Origin of the sequence: Myroides sp. (genome assembly GCF_032073645.1) — a bacterium.
Classification (GTDB): domain Bacteria; phylum Bacteroidota; class Bacteroidia; order Flavobacteriales; family Flavobacteriaceae; genus Flavobacterium; species Flavobacterium odoratimimum.
Genome location: NZ_DAMANB010000002.1, coordinates 66,615 through 87,714 on the forward strand (window position 1 = coordinate 66,615; position 21,100 = coordinate 87,714).

12 protein-coding genes are annotated in these 21,100 nt (G+C 33.5%); 11 read left to right on the forward strand and 1 reads right to left on the reverse strand.

Annotated features, from left to right (window positions below):
• Positions 1-5 precede the first annotated feature (5 nt).
• Complete coding sequence (locus RT228_RS02070; RefSeq protein WP_006262324.1) at positions 6-1,352, reverse strand: sigma-54-dependent transcriptional regulator; 1,347 nt, start codon at positions 1,350-1,352, stop codon at positions 6-8.
• Between the two features lie 152 nt (positions 1,353-1,504).
• Between RT228_RS02070 and RT228_RS02075 the strand changes: the two genes are divergently transcribed.
• The 11 genes from RT228_RS02075 (at position 1,505) to RT228_RS02125 (ending at position 21,053) form a co-directional block, all read left to right on the forward strand.
• On the forward strand, positions 1,505-2,746 hold the full coding sequence (locus tag RT228_RS02075) for an efflux RND transporter periplasmic adaptor subunit (protein ID WP_157132031.1): 1,242 nt from the start codon (positions 1,505-1,507) through the stop codon (positions 2,744-2,746).
• Positions 2,747-2,769: 23 nt separating this feature from the next.
• Positions 2,770-3,453, forward strand: coding sequence for an ABC transporter ATP-binding protein (locus RT228_RS02080; protein ID WP_006262323.1), 684 nt, complete (start codon positions 2,770-2,772; stop codon positions 3,451-3,453).
• 12 nt (positions 3,454-3,465) lie between these two features.
• Positions 3,466-4,221: a GIN domain-containing protein gene (locus tag RT228_RS02085; RefSeq protein ID WP_006264560.1), complete on the forward strand. Its 756-nt coding sequence runs from the start codon at positions 3,466-3,468 to the stop codon at positions 4,219-4,221.
• A 4-nt stretch (positions 4,222-4,225) separates the two neighbouring features.
• Complete coding sequence (locus RT228_RS02090) at positions 4,226-6,604, forward strand: ABC transporter permease (protein WP_058699174.1); 2,379 nt, start codon at positions 4,226-4,228, stop codon at positions 6,602-6,604.
• A 2-nt stretch (positions 6,605-6,606) separates the two neighbouring features.
• The gene (locus tag RT228_RS02095) at positions 6,607-9,060 is read left to right on the forward strand and encodes an ABC transporter permease (RefSeq protein ID WP_313138370.1); all 2,454 of its coding nucleotides are present in this window, start codon (positions 6,607-6,609) and stop codon (positions 9,058-9,060) included.
• Between the two features lie 2 nt (positions 9,061-9,062).
• Positions 9,063-11,498, forward strand: a complete 2,436-nt coding sequence (locus tag RT228_RS02100) for an ABC transporter permease (protein ID WP_058699172.1) — start codon at positions 9,063-9,065, stop codon at positions 11,496-11,498.
• Positions 11,499-11,500: 2 nt separating this feature from the next.
• Positions 11,501-13,930, forward strand: coding sequence for an ABC transporter permease (locus tag RT228_RS02105; protein WP_058699171.1), 2,430 nt, complete (start codon positions 11,501-11,503; stop codon positions 13,928-13,930).
• Between the two features lies 1 nt (position 13,931).
• Entirely contained in the window at positions 13,932-16,385 is a 2,454-nt protein-coding gene (locus RT228_RS02110; RefSeq protein ID WP_058699170.1) for an ABC transporter permease, read from the forward strand.
• A gap of 19 nt (positions 16,386-16,404) precedes the next feature.
• On the forward strand, positions 16,405-17,235 hold the full coding sequence (locus RT228_RS02115) for a GIN domain-containing protein (RefSeq protein ID WP_058699169.1): 831 nt from the start codon (positions 16,405-16,407) through the stop codon (positions 17,233-17,235).
• Positions 17,236-17,338: 103 nt separating this feature from the next.
• Positions 17,339-19,765, forward strand: coding sequence for an ABC transporter permease (locus RT228_RS02120; RefSeq protein WP_058699168.1), 2,427 nt, complete (start codon positions 17,339-17,341; stop codon positions 19,763-19,765).
• Entirely contained in the window at positions 19,758-21,053 is a 1,296-nt protein-coding gene (locus RT228_RS02125) for a TolC family protein (protein WP_058699167.1), read from the forward strand. The genes RT228_RS02120 and RT228_RS02125 overlap by 8 nt, the downstream gene beginning before the upstream one ends.
• The last annotated feature ends 47 nt before the right edge of the window (positions 21,054-21,100 follow it).

The following is a 21,100-nucleotide window of genomic DNA, read 5'->3' on the forward strand; positions in this document are numbered from 1 at the left end:
TAAACTTAGTTTTTGATATTGTATTTTTCTAGTCTTCTGTATAACGCGGCTCTAGATAACCCTAGTTCTTCAGCCGTCTGAGAGATATTGCCATCGTACTTCTCTAGTGCTTTAAGGATAGAGATACGCTCCATATCTTGTAAGGTATTCTCTTCTGTAGAGGTATCGTTAATCATAGTTGGCGAAATACCGAAATCATGAAGGTTTAGCTCATCCTCTTCTGTTAGAATTAATGCGCGCTCTACACGGTTTTGCATTTCGCGTATATTTCCTTTCCAGTCGTAGTAAGTTAAGGCTTGCTGAGTAGATTCGCTAATACTTGGTACAGTACGGCTATATTTATGTGCATACTCTTCCACAAAGAATTGTAGTAGAGGTAAGATATCTTCTAGGCGATCTCTTAATGGCGGTAGCTGTAGTGTCACGGTGTTAATACGGTAATATAAGTCTTCTCTGAATGACTTCTCATTGACCTCTTGTTCTATATTAGCATTCGTAGCTGTGATGATGCGGATGTCTACAGGACGAGCTTTAGACTCCCCTAGTCGAATCACGCTTTTAGATTGGATGACTTGAAGAAGTTTGGCTTGTAAGTGAAGAGGTACATTGCCGATTTCGTCTAAGAATATAGTACCACCATTTGCGGCTTCGAAGCGACCTTCCGTATCTTGTTTAGCATCTGTAAAAGCTCCTTTAGCATAACCAAATAGCTCACTCTCAAAAAGATTTTCGTTTAAAGACCCCAAGTCTACATGGATGAATGGTTGCTCTTTTCGAGGAGAATTGTCATGTATATGTTTTGCCAATACGTATTTACCTGTACCATTCTCTCCTAATATTAGTGCATTAACATCCGTTTTAGCTACACGACTAGCCATCGTATATACTTTCTGAATGCTAGGAGCCTGGCCTATAAATACGTTATCTTCTTTTTGTGGTTTGTCTACTACTGTTTCTTTTTTGCGCAGTTGCTTGACTACTCCTTTTACGGTTTCTATAAGTGCTTCGTTATTCCATGGTTTTAGGATATAATCTACCGCTCCGAGTTTGATTCCCTCTACCGCAGTCTCTACATTACCATAAGAAGTCATCAGTATAATCTGTGTATTCGGTGCAATATTCTTAATCTCTTTAAACCAAAATATCCCTTCTTTACCATCTTCGAAGCCTACGCGATAATTCATGTCTAGAATAATCACATCTACTTCTTGTTGAGAAAGTATTTCTGCTATTTTTTTTGGGTTATTATTCGTCAATATGGTTTCAAAGTGTCTTTTTAGCAACATTTTTGCTGCGATAAGAACTTCAGAATTGTCGTCTAATACAAGAATTGTAGCGTTAGTTTTTCTCATGGTGTAAAGGTTTATTTCAAAAGCGAACGTTTTAGTGTCCGAAACTGAACAGTTTATTTTTTGATCAAATATTAAGTTGTTGATTTGTAATGATTAATGTGTTCATTAATGATTGGCACATTATTGTTATTATATCTATAAAACAATTAATAATGGATCGTACTATTCCTCGTAAAAATAGAAAAAAAGTTAAGATAATACTTGTTTCAGTTGGTATTATCGCTTTGCTATTGATCAGTTATATCACTTTTTTTCAGCATATCGCTTTAAACGTTTCTAAGAAAGAGATACGTATTCGTCCTGTAGAAGAGAACTTCTTCGAAGAGTATATTTCTTTTCAGTCTCAGGTAGAACCATTGCATTCTTTGTTAGTTAATATCACAGAAGGAGGAGCGGTGATGGAGAGGTTAGTAGAGAATGGTAGTATGGTAGTACAGGGACAACCTTTAGTAAGACTGTATAATCCGAGTTCTGAGTTTAACTTTATGTCTCAAGAAGCTTCTCTGATCGATCAAATGAATAATTTGAATGTGAATAAGATGAATATTCGTAATCAAGAGTTAAATTTAACGAAAGATTTGATAAGTATCGAGTACGATTATAAGAATGCAGAGCTACAGTATGATCTGAATAAGAAATTATATGATCAAGAGATATTGTCAGAGAGTGATTGGAACAAAACAAGAGAGGCTCTAACATATCAAAAAAAGCGTAAGGCGCTGATGGAAGAGAGTATCCAAAAAGAGAAACAAAGTAATGCGTTACAAGTAAAACAAATAGATCAATCGATAGCTGTCATCAATAGAAGCTTAGAGCAGCTAAGAGAGAATAAACAGAATTTCTTATTAAAAGCACCTGTATCGGGGAGGCTGTCATCGTTCGAGGCTATATTAGGAAAGACGTATAACGGAGGAGAGAGTATCGGTAAGATAGATGTGATGGAAGGATATAAGCTAGTCGCACAGGTAGATGAGTTCTATCTCGATAAAATAATGCTTAAGCAGAGAGGGCAGATCGATATGAAAGGGCAAATCACGAATGTAGAAGTGATCAAAGTGTTGCCTGAGGTGAAGAGTGGTAGATTCGAAGTACACCTAGCTTTCGATACAGAAAAGGAGTTAAAACTACAGGAAGGGACGAGCTTCGGAGTGAAGTTATTCTTGTCAGGAAAAGAGAAAGCGCTCTTATTGCCTAAAGGTAATTTCTTTCAAGACACAAAAGGAGAATGGGTATATGTAGTGAAAAATAATAAGGCTACAAGAAGGAATGTAGAGATAGGACGCGAGAATCCTGCTTACTATGAAGTCATATCAGGCTTAGAAGTAGGGGAGGAAGTGATCGTATCAAGTTATAAAGATTATTTAAGAGTAGAACATTTAAACATAGAAGAATAATTATGGTAATAACTATTAATCAAATGTCTCGTGTATTTCAGACAGAAGAAATAGAGACAACAGCTTTAAATCAGGTTTCTTTAAATGTAAAAAAAGGGGAGTTTATCTCTGTTATGGGGCCTTCAGGATGCGGAAAATCAACACTGTTAAATATCATCGGACTATTAGATAATGCGAGTAGTGGAAGCTACCTATTATTAGACAAGGAGATGGTGGGATTAACAGAAAGTCAGCGAGCACAGATTAGAAAAGAAAACATCGGATTTATCTTCCAGAACTTTAATCTAATCGATGAGTTGACAGTGTATGATAATATAGAACTTCCTCTAATCTATAATAAAGTACCTAGCAGTGAGCGCAAGAAGAGGGTAATGGAAATAGCAGAGCGCTTAAATATAGTACATAGATTAAAACATTATCCACAACAGTTATCAGGAGGACAACAACAACGTGTGGCTGTAGGGCGTGCCTTGGTAACGAACCCTAAGATTATCCTAGCCGATGAGCCTACAGGTAACTTAGATAGTAAGAATGGTAACGAAGTAATGGAATTATTAACAGAACTGCACCAACAAGGAGCTACAATCATCATGGTGACTCACTCGAATCACGATGCTTCGTACTCAGAACGCACGATTTTAATGAAAGATGGAATGATCTTATCAGAGAAAATGAATACTAAAATCGTAGATGTTTTTGCAGAATAAAAACACAGAATTATGATACGTTTTTTATTAACACTTGTAGCCGCGCTATTGTCCTTTATCATGTATGGACAAGGTAAGCAAACGGTTACTATAGCAGGGGGAGTACAGAGTATAGAAGTATCTTCTATAGTGATAGTTAATGTTGATGCAACTAGGGATTCTAATACAGTAGAAATAGTCACTGATACGGAGAGCCCAGAAGAGTTAGTACAAATCAGACAGGTAGGAACTAAATTGTCTATTGAATCCAAATCTCCAAACAGAAGGTATAAAAGTATAGGAAAGATTACAGTGAATGTTTCTCAGAAGTCAGTACTTACTTATTACGCTAGTGCTATGGCTAGAATAGTGGTGTCTGGTAGAGTATCTGGTGATAGCGCTAAGATATCTGTTGATGGAGCTGGATCTGTAAATGCTAATTTCTCTGTGAATACAATCAGTATTAATGTAGACTCAGCCTCTAAGTATGTAGGTAATGTAACAGCGAAGACAATGAGGGCTAATGTAGACTCAGCAGGTCGTGTGGAAGTGACAGGAGATGTCGAATCCCTTGTAGTCAATGTGGATAGTGCAGCGACATTCGCAGGCAAAGGCTTAAAAGCAAAAACAGTAAAAGCTGAGGTAGACTCTATGGGGAAGGCAGAAGTGTATCCTACAGAAAGTCTAAATGCTTATGCAGACTCTATGGGTAAAGTGGTGTACTATAATACACCAAAAGAATTAAAGAAATATACAGATTCTATGGGATCAGTTAAGGCAGGTAATTAGTGTTATGCTAAAGAATTGGTTTAAAATATATATTAAAAATATCAGCAACTCTAGATTGTTCTTTTTGTGGAATATCATAGGGCTAGCTATTGGTATGGCGTCTGTTATCCTAGCGGTGACTTACTATAAGAGTGAGTATAGCTATAATAGATGGATACCTAAGGTAGGTAATATGTATGAAGTAAACCTAGAGATGGGAAAACAATCCAATTCTATCTATATCCCTGCAGGGGTAGGGCCTTATTTATTAGAAAATCAATTAGCTGAAGACTACTGTTACTACGCGTTAGAGTATTTAGATTTCTATGGGGAGAGTAAAACAGAACAAGGAGTTGTAAGTAAGATATTGAATACACAAGATACGTTCTTTCACTTTTTTCCTTTTGAATTTAAGTATGGCGATAAAGATAGACTGTTCGTAGATGATTATTCTATAGCAATATCTTCTAATCTTGCTACTCGTTTTTTTGGAGAGGCTAATCCTGTCGGAGATACACTTTCGTTAGCACATCAGAAGTATGTGATAAGAGGGGTGTATGAATTAAATCAACGTGCTACAATTATGCCTGAAGTAGTGCTTGCTTCTATAGACTTTGATGATATGGAAGAGTATGAGTTATGGCAAGAGAATGTAGGTGGACTCGTGTTTAAAAAAGCAGAAGGAGTAGACCAGGTTAAGTTATTAAAAGAACTAGAAGAAGTTTACTACAATAAGAAAAAGAAGAATAAATACTTCGATGATAGAGGAGATGAGGTTACTTCTAAGTTAGTTCCATTAGCAGAAGCTCGATTTGAATCTAAGCAGAGTACTCTATTAGAAGGAAATATAAAGAGAGAAACAATAGGGTTAATCAGTGGGTGTTCGTTCTTAATCTTTTTACTGACTGTAGTGAACTATATCAGTCTGAATCAGTCTAATGTCTTAAGTAGAGCAAAGGAGTTGTCTCTAAGAAGAATTATAGGAGCTTCAAAAGGACAGTTGGTATTACAGTTACTTTTTGAGACGGTACTGAATGTCTTAGTTGCGTTAAGTATTTCTTTGGTTTTAGTAGAATTGAGTTTACCTATTTACAACAGTTTTTTACATCAACACTTAGTATTCTCTTGGGAAGCTATGGGGATTGTGATTTTACTGATAGGTGGAGGAATTATTTGCCTAGGAGGTTTACTACCTGCTTTATACGGTAGTATTATCGCTAGACAACACACTAAGGGAGGACAAGTACAGCTTCATTTAAGTATTTCTAAGTGGAGAATGGCATTCGTGGGGATACAGTTGGTGATTGCTTTCTTTTTCTTAATCGCTGGATGGCTAGTGTATAATCAGGTGGATTATATGCAAAGCAAAGAATTAGGATTTAAGGGAGAGCAGGTATATCAAGTCAAGTTATATACACAACAGATTAGACGTAAGATGTATAGATCCTCTAAAGTCATAGAGCAAATAGCGGATATAAAAGGGGTGAAAGGTGTAGGGCTGTCTACGATCTCTTTTAAAGGAAATAGTATGAATACGAATCATACAGCTTATTATCAACAACAGAAAATAACAGACTTCATCATGGATGGGGTAGATGAAGGGTATATACAGATGATGGGATTCAATATGCTGGCGCTTCAGGAGAATATAGATGAAGATCTCCCAACCGTATATGTCAATGAGAAGTTTGTTACTCAACTAGGTAAACAGCCTAGTGATGTAGTAGGGGAGGTCATAGCGTATGACAGTAATACGTTTATCATAAAAGGGGTAATAGGAGACTTTAACCGAGACGGGTTTGAAGAGAGTATAAAGCCAATGCTTCTGTTTCACTGGAGAGATATAGAGTTTTTGCCTTATGGTATAGAGTCTCTATCTGTGCAGATAGATCCAGAGATAAAGGAAGAAACTCTAGAACGTCTACAAGCGTTCTGGATAGTGAATGTCGATTATGAGTATCCGTTTGAGGTGATGGCTGTGAAGAAACAGTTTGCTCAGACTTATCAGAAAACACTATCACAGCGCAATATGTTTATGTTGTGGAATGGAGCAGTAGTGTTGATCGCTCTGTTCGGACTCTACGCGGTGATGTCCTTTGCAATAGAACAACAATTAAAAGAAATCGTGATCAGAAAAGTATTAGGGGCTAGTGAGAAAGAACTCTATCTGAAGTTACTAAAGCCTTTTATATATGCTCTGGGGATTACTTATGTATTAGTACTATACCCTACATATTGGTTGATGAGTAAATGGTTAGATAGGTTTGTAGATCATACAGATATTTCGGTTTACCCATTTGTACTTTCTTTAGTGCTACTCTCTGTTTTAGTCTTTGTGGTTTTAGCAAGTAAACTGGATAAGGCTGTTAAAATCAATATTATTAATTATATCAAATACGAATAAAAATGTTAAAGAACTGGTTGAAAATATATTGGTACAATACGATGAAGCACAAGATGTATTTCTTGTTGACAGTAGTAGGATTGACACTAGGTATTGCGTCAGTTGTATTAGCATCGTTGTACTATCTAGAAGAGTCTAGTTATGATCAATGGAACCCTTATAAGGATGAGGTGTATCTCGTAGAGACTGTAGCTCCGAATTTCTCTATGACAGATCAGTTCCGTCCTATGGGAAGGTATCTAAAGGATAATTATAAGGAACTAGATGATTATATGTACTTTGGATATAATGGTTCTTTAAATTTTATTTATAATGAGAAGACAATAGATGTAAAGGATACATATGCTGTACAAGATAACTACTTTGAGTTTTTTCCATTCGAGTTTGTATATGGCAATGCTGAAAAAGCGTTAGTTAATCCTAATGATGTAGTAATAGATATTAAGATCTCTGAAGTACTATTTGGGGAAGGAGTAAACCCAATAGGTAAGACAATAGAAGCTGTTAATCCAAACTATGATAGTCAGGGTAACACTAGGTTTATAATCTCTGGTGTATACAAAATAGGAGACCTACGCAGTTCTTTTGCTCCTAATGCAGTTATGAATAATTTGCCTGAAAAGCCTAGTGAAAATGATGACTGGACGAAGGAATTTGGATTAAATCTATGTGTGAAGACTAAACAGCCTGATAGAATTAAAAAGGCTATAGTGGAGCTTAGAGATAAATATGTTGCCATTCCTAAGGCAGAGAAGGATGGTCTAACATTAGAGCAATATAAAGAAGAGGAGCCTTTTAAATACTATACAGGAGATATCGTATTAAATAAACTTGCAGATGCTCGTATGTTACCGAATAAAAGGTTATTATTCCCAGCAGGTAGCGCAAATGTGCAAATGCTAAACATTAGTATCTTCTTATCTATGACGATACTCTTACTTTCTATTTTTAATTATGTCAATCTATCATTAACGCAAGTAGTGAGTAGAGGAAAAGAAATAGGAATGAGAAGAGTAGCTGGTGGAGGTAAGAGAAGTTTTTATCAGCAGAGTATTTTTGAAACTGCTATTGTGGTTATTCTTTCTTTAGTATTAGCTATTTGTATTATTGAGCTCATTCTGCCTTATATCAATGTCTATTTAGAGGCGAATATCACATTTTCGTTTATCAATGATTTAGCTGTTCTTATCGTTATTGCTACTTTAGTGATTCTGATATGCGGTGGTATTCCTGCTTTTTTTGTTTCAAGATTTGAGACTGTCAAATTATTAAAAGGAAATGTAATAGGGACTAAAGGAGGTAAGTGGCTTAGTAATGGTTTTTTAGTTCTTCAATTTACAATAGCTTGTTTCTTTATTATTGGTTCTATCATCGTCAATGAGCAAGTAAGTTATATGCTCAATAAAAGTCTGGGTTTTAAAGGAGATCAAGTTATTAATATAGAGTTTCTTAATCATAATAGTTATACAGGAAAGCGCGCTGCTAAATATGCAAGCTTCAAAGCCGAACTAGAAAAGATTAGAGGAATAGAGTCGGTATCTACTAGTACCATAGGTTTTGGAAATGCTTCAAATGGTGTATTTGGTACCTATCACAACAACGGGAAAGAGAATTTGATGATTAGTAATGTTATGATAGACTATGATTTCTTCGATGTATTAAAGATTGAATTAAAAGAAGGTAGGATGTTATCTGCTCAATTATCTTCTGATAGTTTAGATAATGTGGTGGTGAATGAGACTTTTGTTCGTAGGATGAATTTGACTAAGCCTCTTGATACTTCAGTAGAACTGCTAGGTACGAATAAAAAAATAGTGGGAATAATTAAAGACTTTAATATCGATGGACTAGAAGATAAAATATTACCATCAGTATATTCTTATATGCCAGAGACTAAGCATAGCTATGGGATGTATTCTGTCATATACATAAAGGTTGTTCCAGAATATTTTAGTAAGACTATTGTTGATATCGAGAAGCTGTGGAAGAAGTACAATATAGAAGAAAGGGATGTGTTTCAATACAAGTTTGTAGATAAGCAGTTTGCAGAGACTTTCCATAAAGTACAGATGGAGAAGAGAATATTTAATATTCTAAGTACTGTAGTTGTATTCATTGCTTTATTTGGACTGTTTGCTGTATCGTCTTTTACAATAGGAACAAAGCTAAGAGAAGTAGCTATCCGCAAGGTATTAGGAGCTGAGACTTTCGGACTGTTAAGACAGTTGTCATTTCAGTATATAATCTATTGCTTAGTTGGATTCGGTATAGCAGTATTCCCTAGTTATTACTTTTTAAATAAGTGGTTAGCGAATTATGCGTACCGCATAGAGATCGGATTGGATGTGTATGTGTATAGTTTGTTGTTGATTTTAGGATTGACATTGTTGATTGTTATCAGTCGTGCTTATAAAGCGACTAGAGTAGATGTATTAAAGTATATCAAATACGAATAGAGATGTTAAAGAACTGGTTAAAGATTTATTGGTACAATACGATGAAACACAAGATGTATTTCTTGTTGACAGTAGTAGGATTGGCGATAGGTATTGCGTCAGTTACATTAGCATCGTTATACTATCTAGAAGAGTCTAGTTATGATCAATGGAATCCTTATAAGGATGAGGTTTTTGTTTTAGAGACTAAAAGTGATCAGTTTTCTATTGATAGTCAGCCTTTTGGATTAGGATATTCTTTAAAGGATAATTATCCTATAGTAGAAGACTATATGTATTATAATGGAGTATATTTTCAGACAAATGTAAAAATAGATGAGAAGGAATATACTATTGAGAAAGTAATATATGCTCAGAAGAATTTCTTTTCTTTTTTTCCTTTTGAGTTTATTTATGGCAATGACAAAACAGCGTTTAATAATCCAAATGATATTGCTATAGAGTTAGAATTAGCTGAATTACTATTCGGTAAAAATGTTAATCCATTAGGAGAAGAAATTGAGATAAAGGATGTTAAGTATAGTGTATCTGCTGTCTATAGAATAGAACATGATATAAGAAGTTCTATGAGTCCTAATATTGTAATAGATAAGTTAAGTACTGAAGAGATCGCGTCTAGAGGAGATTGGTTTACAAGTAATTATAATTTAGTAGTTAAAACCAAAGATAAGGAACAGGCTAGGGTAGCTATTGATAATTTATTCTATGAACACTTTTATACTGTTTTAGCAGAGTCTAAAGGAGTTTCTGTAGAAGAATTTGTAGAGACTACTTTTAAAAGCTTCTATGCTAAGAGTTATTTATTACCCTTAAATGGCGCTAGAATGAATGCAATTGGTTACTTTCTTCCTGAAGGGAATACTAATCTATTGATGTTGAAGATTATAGTGGGACTGTCTGTTATGATATTATTACTGTCTGTATTTAATTTTATTAATCTAACATTGTCTCAGTCTCTAAATCGAACTAAAGAAGTGGGAGTGAGAAAGGTTTTAGGTGCAAACAGAGGCTTAATTATTAGTCAAGGACTATTTGAATCTTTTGTAACAACAGGAATAGCTTTATTATTAAGTGTTATTATTTTAGAATTATTAGTGCCGTTCATAAATGTATTTGTTGATACAACTATTGAGTTCTCGTTTTTTAAGTTTATAGGTTTATTATCGAGTGTATTAATAGTTGTCACTCTCTTAGTGGGTATGTTACCAGCACTATATCTCGATAAGATGGATACGGTATCAGCACTTAAAGGTTTTATCTATAAAAGCTCTAGTGGAAGAATACTAAAAAACAGTTTTTTAGTATTACAGTTTGTTATTGCTAGTTTTTTTATCACCAGTGGGATATTAATACACCAACAGGTTAATTATATGCTTCATAAAGATCTTGGCTTTAAGGGAGATCAGGTAATAGGTGTGTTATTTGACGAAAATAATCAGTATAATGAGTCATCTGATCGATTAAGTAAATACTATAATTTTAAAGAAGAACTTCTACAATTAAAAGGAGTGGAGGATGTGTCAACAGCTTCTTCACACTTTGGAAGTGGTGCATTATCTAATGTCTTTACTTATCATTCGTATCAATCAGAACAGTTCTTAGTAGAGCAAATCGGAATGGATTATAATTACTTTGATCTATATGATATAAAGATGAAACAAGGGAGAAATATATCTTCTCGCTTTGCTTCTGATAGTATTAATAACATCATTGTCAATGAAGCTTTTGTTAGAGAAATGAAAGAGAAAGAACCACTAGGGAAGTTTATAGAAGGCAAAGGTTTTAAGTACACAATCATAGGTGTGGTAGATGACTATAATAATGAAAGATTAGCAAACGAAGTAAAACCTAAGATTTACTACCACTTTCATACTAATCAAAGGATAAGAAATAACTTTCTGTATGTCTCTATTAAATTAAGTAAAGATAAGATAGAACCTACTCTAGAAGCTGTTGAAAAAATATGGAAGAAATATAATATAGATAGTAAAATTCCTTTTGTTTATGAATTTGTAGATCAACGTTATGCGAAAACTTTTGACCGTGTTTTATTAGAGAGAAAAGTATTTAGAGTATTAAATTATACAGTTGTATTCATTGCTTTATTTGGCTTGTTTGCTGTATCGTCTTTTACGATAGGAACAAAGTTAAGAGAAGTAGCTATCCGCAAGGTATTAGGAGCTGAGACTTTCGGACTGTTAAGACAGTTGTCATTTCAGTATATAATCTATTGCTTAGTTGGATTCGGTATAGCAGTATTCCCTAGTTATTACTTTTTAAATAAGTGGTTAGCGAATTATGCGTACCGCATAGAGATCGGATTGGATGTGTATGTGTATAGTTTGTTGTTGATTTTAGGATTGACATTGTTGATTGTTATCAGTCGTGCTTATAAAGCGACTAGAGTAGATGTATTAAAGTATATCAAATACGAATAGAGATGTTAAAGAACTGGTTAAAGATTTATTGGTACAATACGATGAAGCACAAGATGTATTTCTTGTTGACAGTCATAGGGTTGGCGATAGGATTATCAGCTGTGATTATTTCGTATTTATATTATACTGAAGAGATGTCTTATGATACTTGGCACAAGGATAGTGAAAGAGTTTATACTGTAGAAACTAAGTTCAGTGAAGAGGAGAGCTGGCCAATGTTATCTTATCCATTTGGCTCTAAATTAAAAGAAATGTCACCTGAAGTAGAAACATATTCTTATGTAGATAATAGCTATGACGATGGAATGTTAGTTTACAATGGGGAATTGCTTTCTTATACCAAGGCTATTAGTGTACAGTCTAATTTCTTTACTGTATTTCCTTTTGAAATAGTAAGTGGAAGTCAACTACAACCTTTTGATGCTCCAAATCAAGCATATATAAAAGATACATATGTAGAATACTTATTTAAAGATAAAGATCCTATAGGGCAGACTATAGTAATATGGGATGTCTCTTATGTAGTAAAAGGAATATTTAAAGAAGCAAATACATTAAGTTCTATCAATCCTAATATCGTAATGAATGATTTAGATGAAAGGGAGAAAGAAGCTGTTGAAAAAGAGTATTGGGGAAACTATAACTCTGCTTTATGGATAAAACTAAAGGAAGCTCAATCAAAAGAGATTATAGAAAAAAGGTTACTTGATATATATGATAAGTATGTCATGTTGCCTGAGGCTAATAAAAAAGGTATATCTGTAGGTGAGTATAAAAGAAGTAGAGGGGAGCATTCTTTTGGTTTTTATTTACATGATTTAAAGGGACAACGCTTTGTTAAAATTGATGATATAAATGCACTTCCAGAAGGAAAAGCTAATGTTGATAGAATATATATTGCCATAGGTTTATCCGTGTTAATCATATTATTATCTGTATTTAATTATATCAATATTACTACAGTACAGGTAATGAATCGAGGTAAGGAAGTGGGGATGCGTAAGACTTTTGGTGCGAATCGTTTAAGTCTGATGTATCAAAATTATTTTGAATCAACTATAACGGTACTAATCTCTATAGTGTTGTCTTTTGTAATAGTAGAATTCTCTTTACCTAGTTTAAGAGTTTTTTTTGAGGCACAGTTGAGTTTTAATATACTAGATTTTATATTTCAACTAATCGTATTCTTAGTATTAGTAGTAGCCTTAGTGGGGACTCTTCCAGCATTCTATATTTCTAGTTTTAAAACAATAGATGTTTTAAAAGGGAATATGAAGAGGAGTAAGAAAGGTGTGTGGTTTAAGAACATATTGTTAACAGTTCAGTTTATTGTTGCTTGTTTTTTTATTATAGGCTCTTTCATTATTTATCAGCAAGTGAGTTATATGTTGAAAAAAGATCTAGGATATAATGCAGATCAAATAGTAGCAGTGAAATACAACTTTAAAAAAGAGGTGACTAATCAGCTAGATGTGTATGAACGGCTAAAAAAGGATGTACTAAAGTTGAAAAATATAGAAGGTGTAAGTGCTTGCTTATTAGACATTGGTGGATATAGGTATGTGTCTTCAGGCTTTAGTTATAAAGAAAAAGATGTGCAACCTGGTATAGCAGCTATAGATTATGATTTCTTGGAATTATACCAGATTGAAATGAAAGAAGGAAGGATGTTATCAAAGGATTTAGCTAGTGATAGTATCCGGAATGTTTTGATTAATGAGAAAGCAATGTCCTTAATGGGAGAATTAGAGCCAATAGGACAAAATATCAAATGGAATGGAGGTGAGCATACTATAGTAGGGGTTGTGAAAAATTTTAATCTGATAGGACTTAAATCAGATTATAGACCATTATTATTTGTTGCTCTATCTAATAATGGATGGGGGAAAGGTATGAAGGAGATGTCTATTAAAATAAAAGCTAATAAGGCAGAGGAAACAATGAAGGCTATTGAGGAGGTATGGAAGAAGCATAATATAACTGATTTGCCATTTCAGTATGAATTTGTAGATAAGCGTTTTGCACAGAGTTTTGAACGGTCTTTACAAGAACGAAATGTGTTCTTAGTATTGAATTCTTTGGTTGTTTTTATTGCTCTTTTTGGACTGTATAGTTTGGCATCATTTACTATTAACTCTAGGTTAAAAGAAGTTGCTATACGGAAAGTACTAGGTGCGAGACCTAAAGATTTGATACAGAAGTTAACAGGGCAGTACATTGTGTTTTGTTTAATAGGTTTTGGAATAGCTGTATTTCCCAGTTATTACTTCTTGAATAAATGGTTAAGTGATTATGCTTTTAGAATAGAGATGAGTGTATGGCCATTTATATTTTGTTTTGTCATCATTATAATATTGACATTACTAATTGTTATAAGTCGTGCTTTTAAAGCCACTAGAGTAGATGTATTAAAGTATATCAAATACGAATAGTATGATAAAGAACTGGTTAAAAATATATTGGTCTAATGTGCTGAAGAATAAAGTCTATTTTATTCTAACATTAGTAAGTTTAGGAGTGGGTTTTGCCTCTGTTATCTTGTCATTCGTGCATTACAGAGAAGAGTCATCTTATGATCAGGCGAATCCGAATAAGGATAATATTTTCACAGTAGAGTCTATTCTGAATGCAGATACGAGCTGGATGAAGTTACCATATCCTTTTGGTTCTAAGTTAAAAGAAGAGTCTTCACATATCATTGATTATACTTATTTGGATAATTATTATGGAGGTGGGACAATGACTGTAGATGGGGTGAAAAAAGGTGTAGAAAAGGTAGGATATGTAAAGTCTAACATCTTTGACTTTTTTCCTTATGAGATTGTAAAAGGAGATAAGAATAAGCCATTTAATGGGCCGAATACTGCTGTTATTACTGATGAGTATGCTAAGCAATTATTCAATGAAGAAGATCCGATAGGTAAATCTTTTGAATACAATAAGGATACATATGTAGTAAGTGCTGTGTATAAACTAGGGAAGAACAGGAATTCAATAATGGCAAATATACTGGTTAATGCAGTTGATCAATATGAGAAAGAGGGAATAGAGCAATGGGGTAATTATAACTCAACTATTTGGTTAAAGTTAGACGATGCTAAGTATACTACCGAAGTGGAAGGGCTAATAAAGGATATCTTGATTAAGCAAGTGTATGTATCGCTAGCGAAGGATGAAGGATTGAGTCTTGAGGAGTATATGAAAAAAGAAGAAGGTGTGACACTGGAGGAGTTTAAGAATCTAAAAAATAAAGGATATAAACTACATGTCTTAGCAACACAAAGAATGCAGAATAACTCTGACTTAAATGGTACTCCTGAGGGAGCAACTAATGTCGGGAGATTGAATATCATGATAGGCCTTTCTTTATTGATATTAGTATTATCTGTATTTAATTATATCAACTTAAGCACTGCCCAAGCGATAGGTCGTACACGAGAAGTTGGAATTAGAAAGACATTAGGTGCGACTAAGAAGAATTTGATATTACAAGGGTTATTTGAGACTCTAGTTACCTCTATACTAGCTTGTATTATTGCTTTTGTATTGATTGAGTTTACGATGCCATGGTTAAAAGTATTCTTAGATTCACAGATGGAAATAGAAGTATTTTATATACTACCATGGTTGCTATTGTTCATTGTGATTATTGTTTTATTAGTAGGTATTATTCCTGCTTTATTTACTGCTAGTTTTAAAACGTTAGAAGTTCTGAAAGGAGAAGTAAATAAGAGTAAGAAAGGTAAGACATTAAAGAACGTCATGTTAATAGTACAGTTTACGGTGGCTTGTTTCTTTATGGTTGGAAGTTATATAGTATATGGGCAGGTAACTTATATGTTAAATAAGGATCTTGGGTTTAAAGGAGATCAGGTGGTGGTCATTCCTTTCATTAGTAAAGGTCCTTATGAGGAGAAGATTAATATATATCAATCTCTGAAAGAGGAGATCACAAGGCTCAATGGAGTAGAGAATATGTCTATCGCTTCGATCAGTATAGGGAGTAGTTATGGTAGTTCTTCAGGTTTTATACATAATGGAAATAGAATACAGGGTATTAATGTAGGAATGGACTATAATTATCTAAATACTTTAGATATAAAGCTGAAAGAGGGAAGAGGTTTATCACCTGAATTTGCGACTGACTCTATCTCTAATATATTGATTAATGAACGTACTGCCTATGAAATGAAAGAAGAGCATCCTATAGGAAAAACAATAGAGTGGAACGGTAATAAGCTGACAATAGTAGGTGTGGTAAAGGACTTTAATCTATATGGTCTTAAATCTAACTATGCTCCTCTAGTCTTCTTTAGTTTAAAAACAATTCCTTGGGTGGGATTAAATAGTAGACAGATTACAGTCAAGGTTAAAGGTGATAATGTTGAGAAGACAATGAATGAAATAGCGAAGATATGGGCGAACAGGGATATCTCTGACGAGCCTTTTAGTTATGAGTTTTTAGATAAGCAATATGCAAAGACATTTAATAATGTAAAGAAAGAGAGAGATATTTTCTTAACACTAAATGGAATAGTTGTGTTTATTGCTTTGTTTGGATTGTATAGTTTGGCTTCTTTTAATATTAATAACCGCCTAAAAGAAGTAGCTATTCGCAAGGTGCTGGGGGCTAGTTCCTCTAGCTTATTAAAACAATTGTCTGTACAGTATGTAGTGATGTGTCTAGTAGGTTTTGGTATTGCTATATTCCCTAGTTATTATTTCTTAAACAAATGGTTGAGTGATTATGCTTTTAGAATCGATATTAGTGTAGAACCATTTATCATTTGCTTGATTGTGATACTAATATTAACAGGCGTAGTTGTGTTCTTAAAGGCATGGTCAGCAACAAAGATCAATGCACTGAAATATATAAAATATGAATAACCATAAAACAAATTTAAATATGAAAAAAATAGTAATGTTCTTCTTATTAGTAGGAGGAAGTGTGTTCGCACAATCAAAAGAAACGCGTCAAGTTAGTGATTTTAAATCTGTAAAAGCTTCTCAAGGAATAGAAGTGAACTTTACTTATGGAGGAGCTAAGAGTGTAGTAGTGGAAGTAGAAAAATCTGAGAATATGAAAGATGTCAAGACAGAAACGACAATTACTGGAGGGTTAGATATCTTCATTGATCAAAAAACTAATAAAAAATGGAAGAACGGTATCAATATTAGAGATTTTGGAAAAGTAGTAGTTACTATAAATAACCCTAGTTTAGAAGAGGTAAGGTTGTCTTCTTCTGCTAAGTTTAACTTATTGAACAAAGCTGTTGCTAAATCATTTGATGTAAAAACGAGTAGTTCAGCAAGGTTTAGAGGAGAGTTAGTACAAGCAGATAACCTATCTATAGAGGCAAGTTCTTCTTCTAAAATAGAAGGTAGTTTTGAGGTGACAAAGAAATCATCTGCAAGTGTTAGTTCTTCAGCAAGTGTAGATATTTCATTAAAGACTAAAACTGGGGACTTCGGAGCTAGTAGCTCAGCTAGGTTGAGTTTATCTGGAAATGCTGATTCTGTGAACGCTTCTGCTTCTAGTAGTGGTTCTATTAAAGGATCTAGCTTCACAACTAAAACGTTAGAAGGTAAAGCTAGTTCATCAGGTTCAATGGTGTTTAATGTAACTGAGGAGGTATCTGGTAGAGCGAGTTCTTCAGGACGTGTTCAATATACAGGAGGAGCTAAGATAGTTAGTTCAAATACTTCGTCTTCAGGACAAGTAAAAAATATAGATTAATTCTTATAGCTTCTAGACTAGTGATAGATATGTTTATAATGACTATCTATCACTTATCTTAGGATATATGCATTGGGCAGTGTAATACTTCATCCGAATACTTATGATTAATAATTGGTTTAAATTATACCTGAAACATTTCTGGAAGAATAAGGTGGTTTCAATTCTAAATATTTTAGGATTAGCTGTTGGTATGACAGCTGTTATACTTGTATTGTTGTTTTGGCATAACGAGCATAGTTATAATCACTGGAACCCTTTTAAAGAGAGAGTTTATGAAGTTGAAGGAACATCAGAGTCTTTCTTTAAGAATTGGTTTCCTGCACCTGTAGCTAACAATTTAGACAAGTTATCAGATATTGTAGAGGCATATAATTTTAGTTTTACATTTGACGATATTTCAAGTGTTGAGGTGGATGGACGTAAGGAATTTCTCTATGATATTGATGAAAAGCAAGCTAATTTTTTTGAATTCTTTCCTTTCGAGACTATTTATGGTAGTGCAGAAGAATATAAGACGAATTATAAAGATGCTTTAGCAATAGATATAGACCAATCGGAGCGTTTGTTTGGTAAAGGTATTGATCCAATAGGAAAGACAGTTATATTGGAAAATGGAAAGGTATTATCTATTCGTTTTGTTTATCGTATTCCTGGAAAAAGTTCAGTTAATTTTAAAGGATTGACTTCATTTGTTACAGAAAATCAGATTGCTTATAATAGAGAAAATAACTGGGGGGATCATAATTACACTCTATTGCTAAAGTTAAAAGAAGGTGTTCAGATTAAAGATGTTCACGAACGTATAAGAGATGTGATTTATGACGATGTCTTCCAGATGTATATGAAGAAGGAGTCCATGACTTTAGAAGAGGTGAAGAAGAACTTTAATGCTAATGCTATACTTAACTTTAATTCATTAGATACAATTCATTTAAACCCAATTTCAAAAGGGTTAGGAGGAGGAGCAGCAGCTTCTAAGGTATTGAATATAATGATGACATCTTCTGTGTTATTGCTAATGTTGAGTATTATAAATGCAGTTAATTTAGCTTTAGTAAACAGTTTTAAACGTGCAAAAGAAATTGGTATAAGAAAGGCAATTGGTGTTACAAGATGGCAACTATTTCTACAGTTTATCTTCGAATCTATTATTTGCGTATTACTAGCTTTAGTGATTGCCTTAGTGCTTGTTGAGATATTGTTACCCTATTTTAATTTGTTGGTTAATAGAACTATGCCCTTCCATGTTTGGGTATTTACTTTGCCTATTTTAGGAATTGTCTTAGGAGTTGTTTTATTATCAGGTACATTACCAAGCTTGTTCTTATTGTCGTTTGATACATTAAAAGTGTTGAAAGGAAATTATTTAAGAGGAAAAGCGGGTGTTAGTCTTCGAAATATGTTTCTGATTCTACAATTTGTAATCGCCTTTTTCTTTTTGTCAACGGCTGTTTTTATAGATAAACAGGTAGAGCATATTCTTCAAGAGGATTTAGGTTTTGATGGAGATCAGGTTGTTAATATTAATTTTAAAATTAAAGATATTCAGAGGCGAAATGATCTTTACTATGATATTGAGTCTGATTTAAAAAAGATTAAAGGAGTAAAAGAAGTAACACTTCATTCAATGGTTATTGGAGGTGGGTATAATAGTGCTTCAGGAAATAGAATAGGAGAAGCTTCTGTACAAAGTAACAACGTTCCTGTAGGATATGATTTTTTGAAAGTATTTGATGGAGAATTGAAAGAAGGACGTTTTTTTGATCGTAGTTTGGCGACAGATAGTATTAGTAAAGTTGTTGTTAACGAAACATTTAAATCAACTTTTAATTTTTCAGATGGAATATTAGGAAAAAAGATTAAATGGAATGGAAAAGAGTTTGAAGTTATTGGTGTTGTAAAAGATATGAAGGTAGAAGGGGTTAGTCAGAGTACTAATCCTGTAACTTATTTTATGCCTAATTCAGTGGATTGGTTTTATCATTTAACAGATCATATAGCGGTAAAAATAGATACTAACAATACGCAAATAACCTTACAAGCTTTAGAAGAGTTTTGGAATAAGAGAATTGATTCTACCTATCCAATACAATACAAATTTGTCAATGAAGACTTTGCTAAAAGTTACCAAAAGACGTTATATCAACGTACATTATTTGTGTGTTTGATGGGGGTATCAGTATTTATAGCCTTGTTCGGTTTGATGGCAATCGTGTCCTTTAGTATTGAAAGTAAATTAAAAGAAATTGCTATTCGAAAAGTGTTAGGAGCAGACTCAATTAGTTTGATTCTGAAATTATCTGTGCGTTTTGTTATGTATTGTCTAATTGGATTTATCATATCGATTTACCCTGTGATTTATGTGATGAATATATGGTTGGAGGACTTTGTTTATCGTATTTCGATTACCGTATTACCATTTGTTATTGCTTTTGTAAGTTTAATGCTTTTCTCAATGTTGTTAGTGTTTTGGAAAGCGTGGAAAGCGACACGTATTGATGTTTTAAAATATATAAAGTATGAGTAAGAGTTGGTGTTTAGTTTTGACTATTTTGTTTAGTATTGCAGGAGTAGCTCAAGAGCAGTGGACTTTGGAGGACTGTGTAGAAAAAGGAAAAGGGAATAGTTTAAGATTGATGGTGTCTGCCTTAGAGACTAAAGTTGCTGAAAGTAGAAAACAAAGTGTGGCTTCTTATTATTTGCCCGATATAGGGTTGAACGGGGCACAGTCTTATAATTTTGGCTCTGCTATTGATCCTGCTACGAATAGTCGTGTGAGTTCTAATATTCAGTCTACTAGAGCTTCATTAGATGCGGGAGTCACTTTGTTTGATTTTAGTAATTTTATACAATACAAGAAGGATAACATAGCTATTGATTATGCTAAATTAGAGAATGAAGAAGTCTTATTTCAATATCAGACTGCTATTCTTGAGTTATTTTATGAGATTATAGGTTCACAGTCTTTTTTAGAAATACAACAACAACAATTAATTAATAGTAAGGCTAACTTAGAGCGTGTACAGAAAGAAGTAGAGGCTGGTGCTAAACCTAAAAGCGATTTCTATGATATAGAATATATATATCACAGTGAGAATATCAGTATAGAACAGACAGAGAATACTCTGTATAATCAGAAACTAAAGTTACTTCATTTGTTGAATATAGATGGCTTAGAAGTAGAAGAGTTTAGTTTGGTACAAAAGGAGGAATCTATAGCACAATTAGTAGGATATGAGTTCAATCCAACACTAGAAAAAACTAGACTGAAACAACAAGTTTTAGAACAAGAGAAGAAACTGATTAAGTCTAAGAATTTACCTCGATTAGTTGGGAATTATCAATATGGTTCTTTCTATTCTAAGCCGTTTAATAGTGATATAGAATTGCGCACTAATTCTTTCTCAAAACAGATGGGAGATAACAAGAGTCAGTACGTTAGTTTTGGATTGAGTATACCAGTTTTTCAAGGTGGAAATATACGTAGACAAGTAAGAGTGAAAAATGAAGAAATACGTTTGAATACCTTGCAAATAAAGGAGAGTGAAGTTAATCTAAACAATCAAATTACAGAGCTAAAAGCAGAAATTGCACAGTTAGAAAATATCGCAAAACAGCTTCAAAAAAGTATTGAGCTATCAGAGAAATCATTCAGTACAACACAAGCAAAGTATGAGAATGGAAAGGTTGATATTTTCTCATTTAATGCTTCAAAAAATCAATTATTGAACTCTCAATTTGCTTTGATTAAGAACGCTTATAATCGTTCTTTTATGGAAAACAAGCTTAAACTTTTCAATACAAATACACTATAAATATTAGTTATAACATTATTTGTATTTAGAATATATTAACATTAATA